At 35.5% G+C, this 17,264-nt stretch carries 13 protein-coding genes, 1 pseudogene and 1 riboswitch; of the genes and pseudogenes, 10 read left to right on the top strand and 4 right to left on the bottom strand.

Annotated elements, in window-relative coordinates; translation table 11 throughout:
* Positions 1-260: 260 nt before the first annotated feature.
* Together B3J44_RS10205 and B3J44_RS10210 are read right to left on the bottom strand one after the other, a co-directional pair.
* Positions 261-1,412: a TonB-dependent receptor gene (locus B3J44_RS10205; RefSeq protein WP_286968277.1), complete on the bottom strand. Its 1,152-nt coding sequence runs from the start codon at positions 1,410-1,412 to the stop codon at positions 261-263.
* A 124-nt stretch (positions 1,413-1,536) separates the two neighbouring features.
* Positions 1,537-1,740: riboswitch (cobalamin riboswitch) on the bottom strand.
* A gap of 47 nt (positions 1,741-1,787) precedes the next feature.
* Complete coding sequence (locus tag B3J44_RS10210; RefSeq protein ID WP_286968278.1) at positions 1,788-2,693, bottom strand: YybH family protein; 906 nt, start codon at positions 2,691-2,693, stop codon at positions 1,788-1,790.
* A 235-nt stretch (positions 2,694-2,928) separates the two neighbouring features.
* Between B3J44_RS10210 and B3J44_RS10215 the strand changes: the two genes are divergently transcribed.
* The 3 genes from B3J44_RS10215 to B3J44_RS10225 all read left to right on the top strand — a co-directional run bounded on the left by B3J44_RS10215 (position 2,929) and on the right by B3J44_RS10225 (position 4,610).
* Positions 2,929-3,522 (top strand): hypothetical protein, encoded by a 594-nt coding sequence (locus B3J44_RS10215; protein ID WP_286968280.1) that lies wholly within the window; start codon positions 2,929-2,931, stop codon positions 3,520-3,522.
* 126 nt (positions 3,523-3,648) lie between these two features.
* Positions 3,649-4,134, top strand: coding sequence for a GNAT family N-acetyltransferase (locus tag B3J44_RS10220; protein WP_198855944.1), 486 nt, complete (start codon positions 3,649-3,651; stop codon positions 4,132-4,134).
* Positions 4,135-4,136: 2 nt separating this feature from the next.
* On the top strand, positions 4,137-4,610 hold the full coding sequence (locus B3J44_RS10225) for a MarR family winged helix-turn-helix transcriptional regulator (RefSeq protein WP_286968283.1): 474 nt from the start codon (positions 4,137-4,139) through the stop codon (positions 4,608-4,610).
* A gap of 1 nt (position 4,611) precedes the next feature.
* On the opposite strand, the gene B3J44_RS10230 is transcribed toward B3J44_RS10225, so the two are convergent.
* Positions 4,612-4,968 carry a winged helix-turn-helix transcriptional regulator gene (locus B3J44_RS10230; RefSeq protein ID WP_286968285.1) on the bottom strand — a complete coding sequence of 119 codons (357 nt, stop codon included), beginning with the start codon at positions 4,966-4,968 and terminating at the stop codon, positions 4,612-4,614.
* A gap of 108 nt (positions 4,969-5,076) precedes the next feature.
* Here B3J44_RS10230 and B3J44_RS10235 point away from each other — a divergent pair, with 108 nt between their 5' ends.
* The 3 genes and pseudogenes from B3J44_RS10235 to B3J44_RS10245 form a co-directional block, all read left to right on the top strand.
* The gene (locus B3J44_RS10235) at positions 5,077-5,709 is read left to right on the top strand and encodes a nitroreductase family protein (protein WP_198855947.1); all 633 of its coding nucleotides are present in this window, start codon (positions 5,077-5,079) and stop codon (positions 5,707-5,709) included.
* A 259-nt stretch (positions 5,710-5,968) separates the two neighbouring features.
* Positions 5,969-6,346, top strand: a complete 378-nt coding sequence (locus B3J44_RS10240) for a hypothetical protein (protein ID WP_198855948.1) — start codon at positions 5,969-5,971, stop codon at positions 6,344-6,346.
* Between the two features lie 130 nt (positions 6,347-6,476).
* Positions 6,477-6,923, top strand: a pseudogene (locus tag B3J44_RS10245) (transposase); the annotation flags it as partial.
* Between the two features lie 211 nt (positions 6,924-7,134).
* Here the strand turns inward: B3J44_RS10245 and B3J44_RS10250 are convergent.
* Positions 7,135-7,653 (bottom strand): hypothetical protein, encoded by a 519-nt coding sequence (locus B3J44_RS10250; RefSeq protein WP_286968288.1) that lies wholly within the window; start codon positions 7,651-7,653, stop codon positions 7,135-7,137.
* Positions 7,654-7,963: 310 nt separating this feature from the next.
* Between B3J44_RS10250 and B3J44_RS10255 the strand changes: the two genes are divergently transcribed.
* From B3J44_RS10255 to B3J44_RS10270, 4 genes are all read left to right on the top strand, one after another.
* On the top strand, positions 7,964-8,722 hold the full coding sequence (locus tag B3J44_RS10255; RefSeq protein ID WP_286968289.1) for a helix-turn-helix domain-containing protein: 759 nt from the start codon (positions 7,964-7,966) through the stop codon (positions 8,720-8,722).
* A gap of 30 nt (positions 8,723-8,752) precedes the next feature.
* Positions 8,753-9,955 carry an FAD-dependent oxidoreductase gene (locus B3J44_RS10260; protein WP_286968291.1) on the top strand — a complete coding sequence of 401 codons (1,203 nt, stop codon included), beginning with the start codon at positions 8,753-8,755 and terminating at the stop codon, positions 9,953-9,955.
* Between the two features lie 110 nt (positions 9,956-10,065).
* Positions 10,066-11,133, top strand: a complete 1,068-nt coding sequence (locus B3J44_RS10265) for a BamA/TamA family outer membrane protein (RefSeq protein WP_286968293.1) — start codon at positions 10,066-10,068, stop codon at positions 11,131-11,133.
* A 243-nt stretch (positions 11,134-11,376) separates the two neighbouring features.
* Positions 11,377-17,264, top strand: a 5,888-nt coding sequence (locus tag B3J44_RS10270) for a DUF11 domain-containing protein (protein ID WP_414654787.1), incomplete at its 3' end; no start/stop codon positions are given.

The raw sequence follows: 17,264 nt of genomic DNA on the forward strand, positions 1-17,264 counted from the left end.
CTCAAAGTGCTTGAACCAACCATTGTATAATACAAATCATTGAATGTTGGCATTCTGAATATTCGTTTTGCAAAAGCTCTTAAATTGAAATCATATTTCTTAAATGGTGTGTAGCCTAAAAATATAGCAGGAGTAAATTCGGTTTTGTTGGGTGCTTTGGCATTGTATTTTACTTCTTCAATGACGCGGGTTGCGAGTACATTTCCTAAAACTTTAAAACCTTCATATCGATACGAAGTGGCAAGAGAAACTAAAGCGGTTTAACGCTGCGGAAAAGAAAACTGTGTCTGAATGCCTCTTCTAGTTGCATTTAATTTATTGTACTGGAAATCGGTCGACAGCGAGACATCCCAAGTTGGCAAAATGCTGTACATATTAACCGCCGAAAAATAAGCTTCCTGCTGATAATAACTATCATCAGATTGCGCGCCTTCGGTTACGGTTTCTCCTAAAACATTTGTGGTATCTCGAGCAATATAATGCGTATAATCGTAAGCAAATTTTCCCTTTAGCTGGAATTTATATTTTTCTGAAACATCTTTTGTTAGAGAAGATTGTCCGAAAAAGTTTTTGTCAAATTGTCTAAAACCGTCTTTAAACTTATTTTCTACAATGGCACCTGGTGCACCGCGTTCAGAATCATAATAATAGACTTTGGCATCCCAAGTTCCTTTGTTTATTTTTCCATAAAGTCCAGATTCAAATCGGAATGCTTCTATATCACTGTTCCATCGTGTAGCAGTAGTATCGTAGGCAATACTTCCATCCTGATTTTTTCTTTTATATCTAAATTTATATTGTCCATTCGACTTAATGTATTCAGAACTTACGCTCATGCTGACTTTATTGCTCAGCTTTTGTTCCCATCTAAAAGAAGGATCATGATAATTGATAGACATTGTTTTGTAACGAACCAGCAGATTTGTTTTTTTATTGCCTGTAAAAACAGGGCGTTTGGTTCGCAAATAAATAGTCGAAGCTGATGCAAAGTCTTTTGCCGACTGAAAGATTTCGCTTTTCTGTCCATTATACATCGTTAATGATTCCATGTCGTCAAGCGAATATTTTCCTAAATCGGTTACGCCGTTTTGAGCATTTCCTAGCTGAATTCCGTCGTAAAAAACACCAACATGATGCGTTCCCATGTTTCGGACATCAACCGTCTTGAGTCCGCCGACACCGCCATAATCTTTGATTTGAGTTCCTGCAAAGTAGCGAAGCGCATCGGCAACATTGTGACTGGAAAGATTTTCGAGCAGAACGCCCGAAAGACTTTGTACAGGAATTACTTCCTGATATGGTTTTCCTTTTAGAATAACTTCTTTTAAAACCCGCGAACTATCAGTCGCCGCTTGAGAATGAAGCAAAAAAGGAACAAGTACTATAAAAACAGAAAATAAAGTTTTCTTCAAATTACACATCACGATTTTATTAAATAAACTTTGCGTGATGCAGTAATTACAAAAACATAGAAATAGGCCAACTATCCTAAATAGCAGGTCATTATCTTGTCATCAACTTCATACCACGAAAGTTTTAAACTATGTGATCGTGGCAGGTCTCCTGACTTATTCTATCTTTAAACGGCCTTCTCACCCTGCAAAGCGGGACAATGGCATTAGTACTATTTAAAGACTTGTATAGAACTTACAGTAGCGGGTCTGTTCAGGATTTACACCTGATTCCCTTTTAACTGCTTTTTCTGAATTGAAAAAACAGACCAAAATCAGTCGCAAAGATATAACTCAACTATGGCGTCTGCAAGTTAGAAGTCGGTTTTTTAGTTTTTAATCATGATTTACCATTTGTCTAAAAAGCATTAACGTTCCTTTTTCGTTTCTTTTCCAGACGTTTATACTTTTTCCTTTAACGTTTCCGTGGTTGGTTCCGTCACGCCAATCGACATTATAAAATCCAAATTCTACAATGGCCTTTTTTGTGACAATAACTCCCGAAGTCTGAATGGAAATTTGTTCAATTTTTAAAGTTCCAGGTTTTTCATGCTCTGTAAAATAAGCTGTAATATCTTTTTCTCCAGAAAGAATTGGCGTATAGTACGTTAAATACATCGCATCTGGCGTGAATATTTTAGCATGCTCTGCTCCCAGTCTATTCTGAACCAAATTTTTAATAGAACCGTTTCTTTCTATTACCTCATTAATCAATTTATCTGACGAAGTGTACTCTTTTGTTAAAGGAACGGCTGTGTCATCAATTTCAGGAATAAATCTATCATCAAAATAGCTATTAGCGCCCCAAATTTCTGCTGCGATAGTCATTTTATTTTTAGACGTTTTTTTCCATAAAACCATATATTTTCCTAAATAAGCGTACGGTTTTAAGTCTTTTAAGTGCAGGTTTTCAGTAAAATTTCCTATTTCTAGAATATAATTTCCAAAATCCTGCAATTCTAAAATAGTCTTTTGAAAAGAATTGACTTTTGCCTGATCTAACCATTGTTCATAAAACGCCGCAATCATCTTCTTTCCAACTCTTTGCCTACTATGTTCTGGCATTAACACAGATTGATCTGTATAGAATTTTAGCATCATGTCCTTATTGTTTTCAAATAAGGCAGCCGCAAAAGCAGCATTATAATCTTCAATTTGTTTTCTAACATCTGAGTCTGTTTTATTTTCTTGAGAAAAAACACTAACTACAAAAAAAAGAAAGGCTAAACTTAACTTAATCATATCTTATTACATTTGATTAAAACATAAAGATACAACATTGATAATCAAAATTTTAAAAACCTAAAATTGCATTTAAAAACTGCTTCAGCCGAAACCTGTTTTTATAAAATATAAAGTTAATTTTTAGAAAAATTGCATCTTATTGGGCAATAATTAGTTCTATAAAATGTTTATATAAAAGATTACGATGCATCTAATCTTTACATCAACCCTTCAAGATTAATATATACAAAAGATGAAAAAAATATTTTTTATAATTGCCTTTATTTCTTTTTCACTGCACAGTTTTGCACAGGAAATTGATAATAAATTCAAGCCTATTCCGGCAAAAGACGCCACAAAAAAAGAAGTTGTTCCTCCTAAAGAAGCAGCGCCAAAAGAAAACGCGCCTGCTCCTATTGAGAAACCTGCGCCGTTACAAGTTAATCCAGACGAATTGTTTAAAGATCAAAATCTATACAAACCAGAGGCTAATGTTGAAGGCATTTTTTATAGAAGAAATCAATTTTTAGGCAATTTCAACACTACAGCGGTTACATCAACTATTATGTATCGCGATGCAGCTTTTGTAGACGGCGATAAAGTAAAAGTATATTTAAACGACAAAGTAATCGAACCCGAAGTATTTTTAACTGGCGACTTTAAAAGCGTAAAAATAAACTTGGTAAAAGGAATCAACAAAATTGACATTGAAGCATTAAACGAAGGTTTTGCCTCTCCAAATACAGCTGAATTTAAAGTTTATGACGATAAAGGTCAGGTTATTTCGTCAAGTGAATGGAATGTTGGAACGGGATACAAAGCAGTTATTGTCTTGGTTAAAGAGTAAAATCTTTCTAACAGAAATCGTTTGAAATCATAAAAAACATTTAAAACTGCTGATCTCAGCAGTTTTTTTGTTGTATATATGTAGTTAACTACGTAGTTTTGTACCTATATTTAATTTACAAGATAAATGCAAATCCAGCCTATACAAAATAAGTACGAAAATGAAATCGTAGATTTGATTTTAAACATTCAGCAAAAAGAATTTAATGTTCCTGTTACTCTAGAAGATCAGCCAGATTTATTGGATATTGAGAATTTCTATTATAAACCAGGCGGAATTTTTCTTGGCGCTTTTATAGAAGAAAAATTAGTAGGCACAATCGCTTTGGTAAAATTCAATTCTGAAGCTGGAGCCATCAGAAAAATGTTCGTAAAAAAAGAATATCGAGGAAAAGAATTTCAAATCGCCCAACAATTATTAGAACAACTAATTGCTTATAGCAAAGAAAAAGGAATTAAAGACTTATATTTAGGAACGGTTACACTGTTACAAGCTGCTTTACGTTTTTATGAAAAAAATAATTTTGTAACGATACCAAAAGAAACGCTCCCAACAGATTTTCCGTTAATGAGGCCCGACAATGTATTTTGTCATTTAAAACTAAATCAATAGAAATGAATATAATTGACGAAATTGGAATATTAGCCATATCAACGCGGTTGCAACGTCTGAGCGAACAACTTCGCAAAGACGGTGCATTAGTCTATAAATCTTTCGACATAGATTTTGAACCAAAATGGTTTCCTGTAATTTACACGCTCCATATCAAAGAAATGCTGAGTGTTGTCGAAATTGCAAGTGAAATTGGTTATAGCCATCCGTCAACTATAAGTTTATTGAAGGAATTAGAAAAGCAAAAAATCATTAGTTCGAAAAAAGACAAATTGGACGAACGCAAAAGATTGATTGTTCTTACTGCCAAAGGAAAAGAGCTTGTATTAAAAATGCAGCCAGTGTGGATGATAATGAAAAATGCTTTAAACGAAATTGCAGATAATCAGAACAATCTTTTGAAAGCTATTGAAGAAGCAGAGCAAAAGTTAGCAACGCAAGGTTTTTTTCAGAGAATTTCAGAACTTAAAAGCTAGATTATTCTTTGCCTGTAATCTTTTTTCTGTGATTGTGTCCCCATTTTGCAAGAGAATCGATTACTTCTTTTAATGTATGCCCATATTCTGTCAGCTCATATTCAACAGTTATAGGTTGCGTATTTAAAACAGTTCTTGTAACTAACTGGTTTTCTTCTAGATTTTTCAATTCTCGGCTTAACATTTTTCCAAAAATTCCTTCAACCTCCTTTAATAAATCGGTAAATCTTAGCCTATTAAAGCAAAGTGATGCAATGATAGAGATTTTCCATCTTCCGTTTAAAATATACATTGCATCATGCACTGCCATAATGTGCTGTGCGCATTTTTTCTGATCGTGTTCTGGTTCTTTCAGCATGTTGTATTGTTAAGTTACCTCGATGTTACAGTTACTTTTGGTAATTGGATGACAAAAATACACTTAAAGTGTTTACATTTGAATACAATTTTTAATTTATAAAGAAAAATGGCCTTAATAGATGCACTAAAGTGGCGTTATGCTACAAAAAAAATGAACGGACAAGCAGTTCCGCAAGAAAAAGTAGATTATATTCTTGAAGCAGCAAAACTTGCACCTTCTTCTTCTGGATTGCAACCTTACAAGATTTTTGTTATCACAAACAAAGATTTAAAAGACAAAATTAGAGCGGTAAGTTTTGACCAAAGCCAAGTTACAGATGCTTCTCACGTTTTGGTTTGGGCTGCTTGGGATGGTTACAGCTTAGACAGAATCTCTGCTGTATTTGATAGAACAATTGCAGAAAGAGGAATTCCTGCTAATGCAATGGATGAGTACAAACAAAGACTTTGGGGAATGTACGAACCTCTTGGACAAGAATGGCATGCTAACCACGCTGCAAAACAAGCATACATCTCGTTTGGTGTAGCGATTGCTGCAGCTGCTGAACAAGAAGTAGATGCAACACCAATGGAAGGTTTTATTCCTGCTGAAGTAGATAAACTTTTAGGATTAAATGAACTTGGTCTAAAAAGCGTTTTGGTTTTACCTCTAGGATATAGAGATCATGAAAATGACTGGTTGGTAAACATGAAAAAAGTTAGAACTCCGCAAGAAGATTTTATCACAGAAATTAAATAAAAAATTAATTTTTGCTTAAAAAATGCTTTTGAAATGGCACCATAATAGTGCTTTTTCAGAAGCATTTTTGTTTTAAATATTTCATTTTCAAATTCAAACAAGATTCGAATAAACGAAATGAAAACTTGAATTTATTAAAGCTGTGTTATTTTTTTATTATTTGCAAAAAATAGGTACGCATTACGGATAATTAAATAATATTGTATAGCTAATTTTGCTTATATCCAAAACAATTCATTCTAATTAAATTCTAAGAACTATGTCTGATTTCTTAACGCAATTTGGGGAAGACCTAAAAAAAAACGTCCCAGGTTTCATCGCAGTATCTGTTGCTGAAATCGCTAGCGGCATGTCATACTATTCACAGTCTGCAGTTGCAGATTTTGATCCAGAATTGGCATCGGCTTACAACCTTGAGGTAGTTAAAGCAAAAATGAGCGCTATTAAAGCATTGAATTTAAATGGTCAGGTTATTGACAATATCATGATTACATTAAGTTCTCAAATTCACATTATTGATGTTTCTGATAATCAGGAATATTTTATTTACCTAGCGGTAGATTCTACAAAAGCTAATTTAGGTATGACAAAATCTATCCTTAATAAGTACAAAAAAGAAATTGTAGCTAAATTATAACACCATTTGCCCCCCCACAATAAAAGGAATATTTCATGCTTGAAGTATTCCTTTTTATTTTTTATTGCAGTTTGTCCTTCGTTTCTTCAAAATATTCTATATTTCGAAAAACAAATGAGGAATTGTATAAATGGAATTACGCGCTTATTTTGAAAAATATTCTGATGAGGCAACCTGTATTGAAGAGCTCAAAAACAAACGTTTGGAGAATGGGCTTTTATGCAGAAAATGTGGACATGATGAGCATTCTTTCAGACAGAATGATTTAAAATTTCAATGCCGTAAATGCGGAAGCCGTACAAGTCTTCGATCTGGAACTGTAATGGAAAATTCTAATCTTCCAATTCGGTATTGGATGATCTGCATTGAATTAATGACTCTTTCGCATAGAAGAATGTCAATACTTAAAATTCAATATTTACTAGGACACAAAAGATATGAACCTATTTGGTTGATGGTGCAAAAAATTCGTTTGGTAATGAAAATTAGAGACGAAAAATACCGATTAAGAGCTTACTCTGAATTTGACCCCGAATTTCTTCAGAAAATAGATAAACTTGCCATGCAGAAAAAAAAAGCAAAAACTGAATGATGGTGAGATATGAAATGTGAGATGTGAAATGTGAGATGTGAGATGTGAGATGAAAAAACTTTTGAATAAAAAAGCCACAGATTACAAGATTAAAATGATTTTAAATCAGTGCTAATCCTGTAATCTGTGGCTTTATAATTTTATTGTTATATTGCTTTGGAAAAATTTACAATTAACCATTCACTATTCACAATTATTATTTCTTCTTATTCTTTTTAGCTTTAGATCTTTTCGCTTTGTTTTTAGCGATTTTTTTTGCTTTTGCTTTATCCTTAGCTTTTTTCGCTTTTGCTTTCTTTTTAGCTTTAGCTTTTAGTTTTGCTTTTTTAGCTTTCTCTTTCTTTTTGTCTTTTGCTTTTTCTTTTTTCTTAGCAACAGCTTTTTTCTTTTTCTCTTTTTTCTCTTTTTCCTTTTCTTTTTCTTTCATTTTTTTACTCTTTTTAGATTTTGGCTGATTTTCGTTTTCTTCAGATGTTTCTTCTTCAGCCTCAGATGAAATTTCTTCTATTTGTGTTGATTCTTGCACTGCTTCCTCTACCGTATTATCCTCTTTTTCCGCTGCTTTTTTTGGAGCTCTTTTAGGTTTTGGTTTTACTTCTGGAGTTTCAGCAGATTCTAGAACTGGAGTCTCTTTTTGCTCGATTTCGTCATTTGAGATAACCGAAACAGCTTCTGCCTCCTGATTGATTTCATCAACAAGTATTTCTTTTGCCATTATTCTGTTAATTTTAAGAAATTGATTAAATTTATTTTGAATTAAACTAATTTTTAATGTTATTAAATCATTAAATTAACATCAAAAAATAATAAACAAAGATAGATTGAAAAAGACATTCGCCAATGTTAAGTTTTTCATCGCAAGAAAAAACACCATCTAAGATACTAAAAAACAACAACTTACCCAATGTTAAGTTTTTTATCACACTTTTTATCGAATTACAAAGTCTCTTATAAGCTTTCTATGAGCGATACTTTTAATAGAAATAAAGTACATTTTGTTTAATTTCACTTTAAAATTTGATCAAATGCATCACGATTTATCCTATCAATACATCAAACCCAACAAAAACCTTTCAGATTTTGTGGATAGTTTTTGGTGTATGGAAAATAAATCGGATGAAAAACTGGAAACAATTGGTCTTCCAGACGGACGAATTGATTTATCGTTTATAAAAACAGCTGAAAATCCTTTTCAAATCAGGCTTCTGGGTTTAGGAACTCAACAGTATGAAAAAGGAATAATTCCAGCTAAAAGCTTAACGTTTGTTATTAGCTTTAAACTTCTTGCTGCTGAATATGTTTTTCACGAAAGTATTGCATCTCTTTTAAATTCAGGAAAAATACTCGAATCTGGCTTTTGGGATTTTGAAGAGCATGATTTGGAAAATTTTGAATTGTTCTGCGAAAAAGCTGCTTCAAAAATCGACTCCTTATTAATAAAGGAAGTCGATACTCGAAAGCAAAAACTATTTGGTCTTGTTTATGAAACTCATGGTGCAATGACTGTAAAAGAATTATCAGAACAATCTAACTGGAGCAGCCGTCAGATTAATAGGTATTTCAATCAGTATTTTGGAATTTCATTAAAAGGATATTGTTCCATACTTCGTTTTCGTGCTTCATTGGAACATATTGCAAAAGGTAAACTTTTTCCAGAAGAGAATTTTTCCGATCAGACGCATTTTATTAAAGAGATCAAGAAAATTTCGGGTTCGCTTCCAAAAGAATTATTTCAAAACAAAAACGACCGATTTATACTATTATCGGCTCTTTCATCACAATAATTTTGCAACATAGATTTTAAATACAAAACTATGTTACTAGAAAATAAACACGTTGCCATTGTTGGCGGCGGAATGGGCGGATTACTCTTGGCCCGTCTTTTACAACTACAGAATATAAATGTAAAAGTATACGAAAGAGACCTCAACTCAAAAGTTCGTGTACAAGGTTCTCCTTTAGATTTGCATGACGATTCAGGTTTAATAGGTATGGAAAAAGGAGGTTTATTAGATGAATTCTATAAAAATATTCGTCCAAATGCCAGTAAAGCCCGCATTGTGAATCAAAATTTAGAATTAAAGTTTGACGAGCATTCTATTACTAAAACTTCTTCTAAAGAAATTACAGACCCTAATAAGGATTCGCTTCAGGATATTTCAAAACCTCGTCCAGAAATAGACCGCTCAGAGCTTCGAGCCATTTTATTGCATTCGCTTAAGCCTGAAACTATGGTTTGGGATAGTCAATTTCTTTCTATGGAAAAAGAAAATAATGGCTGGAGACTGTTCTTTAAAAATGGAATAAACACTTATGCCGATTTGGTAATTGGTGCAGATGGGGCAAATTCTAAAATTCGTCCTTATGTAAGCACACTTAAACCTATTTATTCTGGAATTACAATGATTGAAGGAACAATTTATAATGCCAAGAAAAATGCGCCTAATCTTTTTGAGTTTTCAAAAGGTGGAAAGGTTCTGGCTTTAGGAAACGAACAAACCATTATGTACGGAACAAAAGGAGACGGTTCTTTAATGTTTCTGCTCAGCAGTAAAATTCTTGAAAATTGGATTTCAGAAAATGATCTAGATTTTAAAGACAATCAGAAAATTTTTGAATGGTTTAAAGAAATTTATCAAGATTGGAGTTCTGATTGGCATGAACTTTTTATGAGTGAAGAATTGTATTTCATACCTCGTCCGCAATATTATTTTTCTCAGAATCAGTCTTGGGAAACGAAAGAAAATGTAACTATTATAGGCGATGCAGCACATAGAATGCCTCCTTTTGCTGGAAAAGGTGCTAATTTGGCCATGCTCGATGCTGTTGAATTGGCTGATCTCTTAACTAATAATCAGTTTTCTGATTTAAAAACGGCGATTTCTCATTTTGAAAAACGAATGCTCGAAAGAGCAGCAAAGGCTTTAGAAAATACTTTGAAAAACGGTGAAAAACTTCATGCTAAAGATGCTCTAGAAAAACTGGCTTCTATATTTAATCAAACCACCAAATCCTAATTTATTTTATTTCAATCACTTACATTTTTTAATTAAATTTACAAGTACCCGAAAAGTGTTATTTACTTATTTATACATCTAATATAAGTTTCACTAAACAAATTTAGACCATGAGGCATTTTCTACTCCTACTCTTTTTTACTTGTTTTATTTCTTCTTCTTTCGGACAAAAAATAACCGATTCTGTTCCAAAAAAAGCAAAAGAGAAGAAAATCGAACTTAGAGTAATGCCTTATTTGAGCTACAATAGAAATCTTGATTTTATGTTTGGGGTTATTCCAATGGCAATGTACAAAGTCAATCATAATGATACTATTTCTCCTAAATCATTATCTGGAATGTCGGCTATTTATACGACCAATAAATCTTATGTTTTGGCTCTCTTTAATAAATGGTACTTGAATGAGGACAAATGGCGTTTGAAGTTTTTCTTTTTTACAGGAAATCAAAATTCTCAATTTTATATTGATGATATAGATCAGCCTGATTTTTACGATTACGGAACCAAAACAACTATTTTTAGTTTGGGCGGCCAGCGCAAAATTGTCGGGAAGTTTTATGGCGGACTTTCTTATACTTATGCACACTACAATACAGTATACGAGGATAATGTTTCTCCTTCGTCGGTTTCACATAGTAATGCTTTAGTTGTAAACTTATTATTTGACACTAGAGATGCCGTTTATTATCCAACGATAGGATACAAAATTAAACTGGATTGGTCTACGTATCCAAAATTTTTAGATAACGAACTGGCATCAAATCGAATATCCTTTCAAGCCAATAGATATATTCCAACTAGAGATAATAAAGATGTTATTGCAGCTCGTGTTTTTGGAAAATTCGGACTTGGAAATGTTGCATTTGAACAGCAAAGCACTATTGGAGGAACGGATATTCGCGGTTATTCTGAAGGAAAATATAGAGGAGCAGGATTAATGGATATTCAAGGCGAATACCGATACAACTTTGGAAAGAAAATGGGATTGGTTGGCTTTTTTGGTATCGCCACTATTTATGGTTCTGATACTCCAAGCTTTGATTGGAAAATGTATCCTGGAGGCGGTGTTGGTTATCGATACAATCCGTTCAAAAAATCAAAATTTAATGTTGGTTTAGATGGTGCAGTCGGAAAAGGAGATTGGGGAATTTATTTCAGAATCGGCGAAGCTTTCTAGTTTTAAAAAATTATTTAAAAAGCCCTAAGTCTAAGATTTAGGGCTTTTTTATTGTTTCATCCTCTGTTTTCTTGTTTCATTTTATAATATGCAACATCGAAAAAAAAATTTCAAGGCTATCTTTCTTTAAATTTGAGTATCCCCAGATATATTCAAAAATCTTAACTAATTAATGCTCAAAATCAATTTATTAATTTAAGGCGGTTAAACATTAATTTGCCTCCTTTCTATTCCTGATTGCTTATGGCACAATTTTATTTTTCTTGGAGAATCTGCACTTTATCAAAAAAACTAGCTTTTGCTGCATTGTTAATTTTTCTCACTTTTCAAACAAATGCACAAAACTGTACTGTAAACGCCGGAGTATTGAATATAACCATTTGCGCAACCGATGCAATGGTTTTAACTGGAAACAATCCTAGTCCTATTATTGGCACAGTCAAATGGACTCAAATCTCTGGTCCAGCAGTAACTATTAATTCACCAACAAGCCCAAGCACAACCGTTTCTGGCTACACAGGAGGAAATACCTATATTTTTAGATATAGCGCAACCTGTTCAGACGGAATTACAGCTTATCAGGATAAAGTTGTAAATGTTAAACCTATTACTACTGCAATTGCAGGAAGCAACATAACAAGCTGTCCAAATAGTTCTGGAAATTTATCTATTACGGCAAATGCCCCTCAAAATACAGGAGAAACTGGTCATTGGGAAATCGTCGGAGCTAACAATGCCGGGGTAGTAATTAATTTTCCGAATCTGCCAACCTCAACTATAACTTTGCCTTCTACGAGTTGCGGTGTTACAACGCTTCAATGGGTTATTGAAGGTCCTGAATATGCTCCAGGCCAGCGCTGTAGAACTACTTCGCAAATAACTGTAACCAATTATGGCGGTGTTAAACCCGTTTCGGCTGGACCAGATCAAACGCTTAGCAATTGTTATACTACAACACAAAGCACCAATCTTAATGCAACTTATGGAGGTTGCGGACTTAATGGACAAAATGGGCAATGGACTTTTGTAAGTGGTCCAAATACGCCAACAATTGCCAATCCTAGCGCTAATAATACAGGAGTTTCAAATCTTGTACAGGGAACTTATACTTTTAGATGGACTGTAACTGGTCCTTGTGCTTCTGGTAATGATACAGTTGTAATTAATGTTCCTGCCGCGACACAAGATGTTACGACTCTTCCTGGTGGCGATGAAAATATTTTCTTTTGCGACAACAATATTAATCAAGTAACTTTAGTAGCACAAACTCCTTTATATGCCGGTGAGACTGTTCAATGGACACAAATAGCTGGAGATCCTGGCGCTGTGATTGTTTCGCCAACAAACCCTACCACATTAGTTACAAATATATCTGATGCTGGTGATCCATATACATTTAGATATACACTTACCAATAACAATACAGGTTGTGTTTTTACTAAAGACTACCATGTAGAATATAACGGAGCTACAAGAACTATTGTGGCCAATAATGGCGATGATATGGTTGGAAGCTGTAATGCAACTGTATTTACTATTCCACTTACTGTAACAGGAACTGGAGTAAATCAATATCGAATTGTGACAGGACCAGACACTTCTCCTCTTGCGCCTTTCCCTACTGCATTGCAAGATGCTGGAAATTCTTTGACTTTAACGCTTACTGAACCTGGAGAATATACTGTCGAATTTATTAGAAGCCAAAACGGATCAATTCTTGCTGGCTGTGATTATGGTTTTGACACTCTAAATATTCTTGCTTCTGGCGATCCTACTCCATCCAATGCAGGATCTGATGTAAACTTGCCTTGCGGTGACACCAGTACAATACTTTCTGGAGTTGTAACAGGCGAAGGCATGCATTTTTGGAGTCAGCTTAGCGGACCAAATCAGGCGGTGATTGCAGATAATTTTGCCATAGATACTCAGGTTACAGGACTTATCCCTGGTAGCTATGTGTTTCAGTATATAACTAAAGGAGGCGGTGCAACTTGCGGATTTTCAGTTTCTTCTGTAACAATTCATATATCAGAAACTTCATTGAGTACTCCAAATGCTGGACCAGATGAAGTAGTTTGTATGAATTCACAAGTGCCTCTGGTTGCAACACCAGCACAAAGTGGCGAAATTGGATCTTGGAGTCAAGTTTCGGGACCTAGCACAATTGTTTTCTCCAACGTCAATAATCCTAATGCGATTGCGTCTGGTTTTACTGCTGCTGCTTCTCTTTACGAACTTCAGTGGACAATCTCATATTTAAATCCTGGACCATCTTGTAGCGCGGCAATTTCTGATACTGTACAGATTATCACAAATAACAGTACAGCTCCGACAAATTCAGACGCTGGTCCCGATGCCTGTTATCCTAATGGCACAACCACATTCAATCTCAGCGGAAATACACCCAATCCCCAAGATTTTGGAACATGGACCGTTGAACCGTCTAATGGAGTAATTATAGCAAGTCCAACTGACCCAAACACTTCAGTTACAGTAGTTACTAGTGGAACATACACATTTACTTGGTCAATAGAAAACAGATTACGAATTTGTCTTCCTAACAAAAGTGATGTCAAAGTTACTATAGCAGACACTCCACCGGCTACAAATGCAGGTCCTGATCAGGAAATCTGTGGTAATACAGTAACAATGGCCGCAACAGCAAGTGCAGGAGGAATTGGAACCTGGACAAGGATTTCTGGTGTAGGAAGCTATACCATAAGCGATATTCATAACCCAAACGCAGTTTTTACTTTTACCTATAGTGGTTATTATATTTTTAGATGGACAATAGAAGCCGAAGTGTGCGGTCAGGCATTCGACGACGTCAACTTAACAATCGGTATTCCGCCTCACCAAGCTATTGCGGGACCAGATCAAAATATTTGTGCTAACACAAGCGTGACAATGGCTGGAAGTACTTACGACAGTTTTTTTGAAACTGGACAATGGTCTGTATTAACTGGCGCACCAAACCAGCCCAATATTGTTGACCCTACTAATCCAAACACTGTAATCAATGGACTTGTAGCGGGAACTTATACTTTTAGATGGACCATAACTGCAAAAAGCATTTTCTTATGCCAAGGAACTTTTGATGATATGGTTGTAGTGGTTACTCCAGCAGCAGATGCAGGACCTGATCAAACTTATTGCGATGTTACTAGCATTCAGCTTACAGGAAATAAAAATTCAACTGGAATCTGGTCACTTACTAGCACTTCTGGAAATATAGCAGATGTTCATATATCCCAATCTCCGCCTAACAGTTATATTGCAAATGCTACAGTTGTTCCGGGAACTAGCTACGTTTTTACCTACACCACTTCTAGTGCGACTTTCCCTAATGGATCTTCATGTCCAGGATCTTCTGATTCTGTAAATGTTGAAATATTTAGCGGAGCAAGTGTACCCCCAAATGCAGGTCCAGATCAAACATTATGTATTTCTGATGTTAACGGAACTGCAACCTTACAAGGAAATGTACCTCCGCCAGATGTTACTACTTTCGAATGGCGTTTTGCCTCTCAGCCCGCTGGAAGTGTAGCTGTAATAACGACTCCTACTGCTCCATTAACGACAGTTACAGGCTTAACAGTGCCGGGTTTATATATTTTGGAATGGGTTTTTGAAAGTCCTTCTTGCAGAACATTGTCTGATATTGTAAGAATCGTTATGAATGCGCCTCCAAGTGTTGCAAATGCTGGGCCTGACGACACAGTGGCTTGTCAGACCACTTACAAAACTGCGGCTGTACCACCAACAGTAGGTATTGGTACATGGACATTTGCTTCTCAGCCTCCGGGAGGAGCTGCTGTAATTGACAACCCAAACAGTCCAGTTACTACATTATCCAATATTAATGTTTTAGGTACTTATGTCTTAACTTGGACAGTTACAAACGGCCCTTTTACCAATCCATCATTATGTCAGCCAACTTCAGACCAAGTTTCCATAACATTCAATGATGTACCGCCATCTATTGCCGAAGCAGGCCCAGATCAGGAATTGTGTGCTGTTACCACTGCTACTATGGCCGCCACGCCTGTAACTTCTAGTGTTGGTGAATGGACCCAAGATTCAGGACCTAATACTGCCAATATTGCTGCACCAGACCTTCCTAATTCTTTAATGCTCGGACTTGTTCCTGGTACTTACCAATTCCGCTGGAAAACCACAACCGTAAATGTAAACGGCTGTACTTCTGAAGATACGGTTTTGGTTACCATTTATGAGAATCCGTCAACTGCTAATGCAGGACCAAATCAAATAATTCCTCAATTCTCGCCTGTAAACTTAAATGCCACAACTCCTACAGTTGGTACAGGTGAATGGACTCAAGTCTCAGGACCAAGCACAGTAGGTTTTATGGATTCAACCTCGCCTACTACAGCCGTAACTGGAACTATTCCTGGAATATATACTTTACAATGGACTGTAAGCAATGGTAATTGTGCTGTTTCATCAGATACTATGAACCTGACCATTCTATCAATTGCTGATCTTGAATTAACTAAAACAGTAACACCAACAACAGGAAGTGTTGGCGATGTTGTTACTTTCAATATAAATGTCTTTAATAATAACGCACTTGGCGGATCTGCAACAGCCACTAATGTCGCAGTTCGTGACTTTATTCCAATGGGCTTTGCACTGGTAGCCGGAACGGTTACTTCGGGAGGAGTATACAATGTTGGAGACAATACAATTACTTGGAGCGGTATGACGATTCCGAGTGGCAGTATCTTAAATTTATCATTTAAAGCTACTATTTTGGGTGGTGGATCTTATGTGAATACCGCAGAAGTTGTCGCATCAGACCAATTTGATCCCGACAGTACGCCAAACAACCAAAATCCTTCAGAAGATGATCAGGATAGCGCAACAGTAGTTCTAGATGTAGCCGATTTATCATTACTCAAAACAGTTTCGCCAGCAACCGTGAGCATAAATGATAATGTTGTGTTTACAATTAGAGTTACAAACAGCGGACCTAATAACGCAACTGGAATTACGGTTTCGGACCATCTGCCACCAGGTTATACATATGTGAGCGACAATGGAGGCGGAAAATATAACAATAGTACAGGAATTTGGAATGTTGGTAATCTGAATAATGGAAACTCGCTTGCCTTGCAAATTACAGCAAAGGTAAATGTCATCACATCAATGAATGATTACTTTAATACGGCAGAAATTCAGACCGCGCATCAATTTGATCCAGACAGTACTCCAGGAAATGGATTGCCAGAAGATGATATATCAACAGCTTCGGTTTCCCTAAAACAAGCTGATTTGGAACTAACTAAATCTGTAACGCCAACTTCGGCCTCAGCCGGTGACCAAGTAAGCTTTACGATTAACGTAGTGAACAAAGGTCCTGGAAATGCTACTGGTGTTGGCGTAAAAGACGTTATTCCAGTTGGTTATACACTTATTCCCGGATCAGTATCTGCTGGAGGCACCTATCAAGTAGCCACTGCTACACTTGAATGGAGAAATCTAGTATTGCCTGCAAACTCAAATATCAATCTTACTTTTAATGCAATTGTTAATCCTTTAGGTAATTATCTGAATGTTGCTCAAGTCATAACCAGCGATTTACCTGATCCAGATAGCGTACCAAACAATAATGTCGCTTCTGAAGACGATCAAGACGATGCCGAAATTACTTTTATTGGCCCTTCTGCCGACTTATCTTTAACCAAAAATGTAGTTACGGGTAATACAAGTCCTGTGGTTGGAAGTCAAGTTTCATTTGAACTTAAAATAACAAATGACGGTCCAAATAATGCAACTGGAGTGCAAGTAACAGATTTATTGCCTTCTGGCTTTCAATACGTAAATTATAGTTCGTCTGCCGGAACATACGACAGTACTACTGGAATATGGAATGTTGGTACAGTTGATACTGGTGTTACTGAATCACTTATTCTTGATGCAAAAGTATTGCCAACAGGAGATTACAAAAACATAACACAGGTTACTGCCAGTGATCTTCCTGATCCTGACAGTACGCCAAATAATGACGATGGTGATCAAAGCGAAGATGATGAAGATAATGTGGTATTAACTCCTATACCTCCATCTGCAGATCTTTCATTAACAAAAACAGTAAGCAATGCTACCCC

The organism is Flavobacterium sp. UBA4854 (assembly GCF_002399805.1).
Lineage (GTDB): Bacteria > Bacteroidota > Bacteroidia > Flavobacteriales > Flavobacteriaceae > Flavobacterium > Flavobacterium ginsengisoli.

Bases quoted from the DNA above. Each gene is read 5' to 3' on its own strand.
- B3J44_RS10210 (WP_286968278.1), bottom strand. From the start codon at position 2,693: ATGATTAAGTTAAGTTTAGCCTTTCTTTTTTTTGTAGTTAGTGTTTTT.
- B3J44_RS10215 (WP_286968280.1), top strand. From the start codon at position 2,929: ATGAAAAAAATATTTTTTATAATTGCCTTTATTTCTTTTTCACTGCAC.
- B3J44_RS10220 (WP_198855944.1), top strand. From the start codon at position 3,649: ATGCAAATCCAGCCTATACAAAATAAGTACGAAAATGAAATCGTAGAT.
- B3J44_RS10225 (WP_286968283.1), top strand. From the start codon at position 4,137: ATGAATATAATTGACGAAATTGGAATATTAGCCATATCAACGCGGTTG.
- B3J44_RS10230 (WP_286968285.1), bottom strand. From the start codon at position 4,968: ATGCTGAAAGAACCAGAACACGATCAGAAAAAATGCGCACAGCACATT.
- B3J44_RS10235 (WP_198855947.1), top strand. From the start codon at position 5,077: ATGGCCTTAATAGATGCACTAAAGTGGCGTTATGCTACAAAAAAAATG.
- B3J44_RS10240 (WP_198855948.1), top strand. From the start codon at position 5,969: ATGTCTGATTTCTTAACGCAATTTGGGGAAGACCTAAAAAAAAACGTC.
- B3J44_RS10250 (WP_286968288.1), bottom strand. From the start codon at position 7,653: ATGGCAAAAGAAATACTTGTTGATGAAATCAATCAGGAGGCAGAAGCT.
- B3J44_RS10255 (WP_286968289.1), top strand. From the start codon at position 7,964: ATGCATCACGATTTATCCTATCAATACATCAAACCCAACAAAAACCTT.
- B3J44_RS10260 (WP_286968291.1), top strand. From the start codon at position 8,753: ATGTTACTAGAAAATAAACACGTTGCCATTGTTGGCGGCGGAATGGGC.
- B3J44_RS10265 (WP_286968293.1), top strand. From the start codon at position 10,066: ATGAGGCATTTTCTACTCCTACTCTTTTTTACTTGTTTTATTTCTTCT.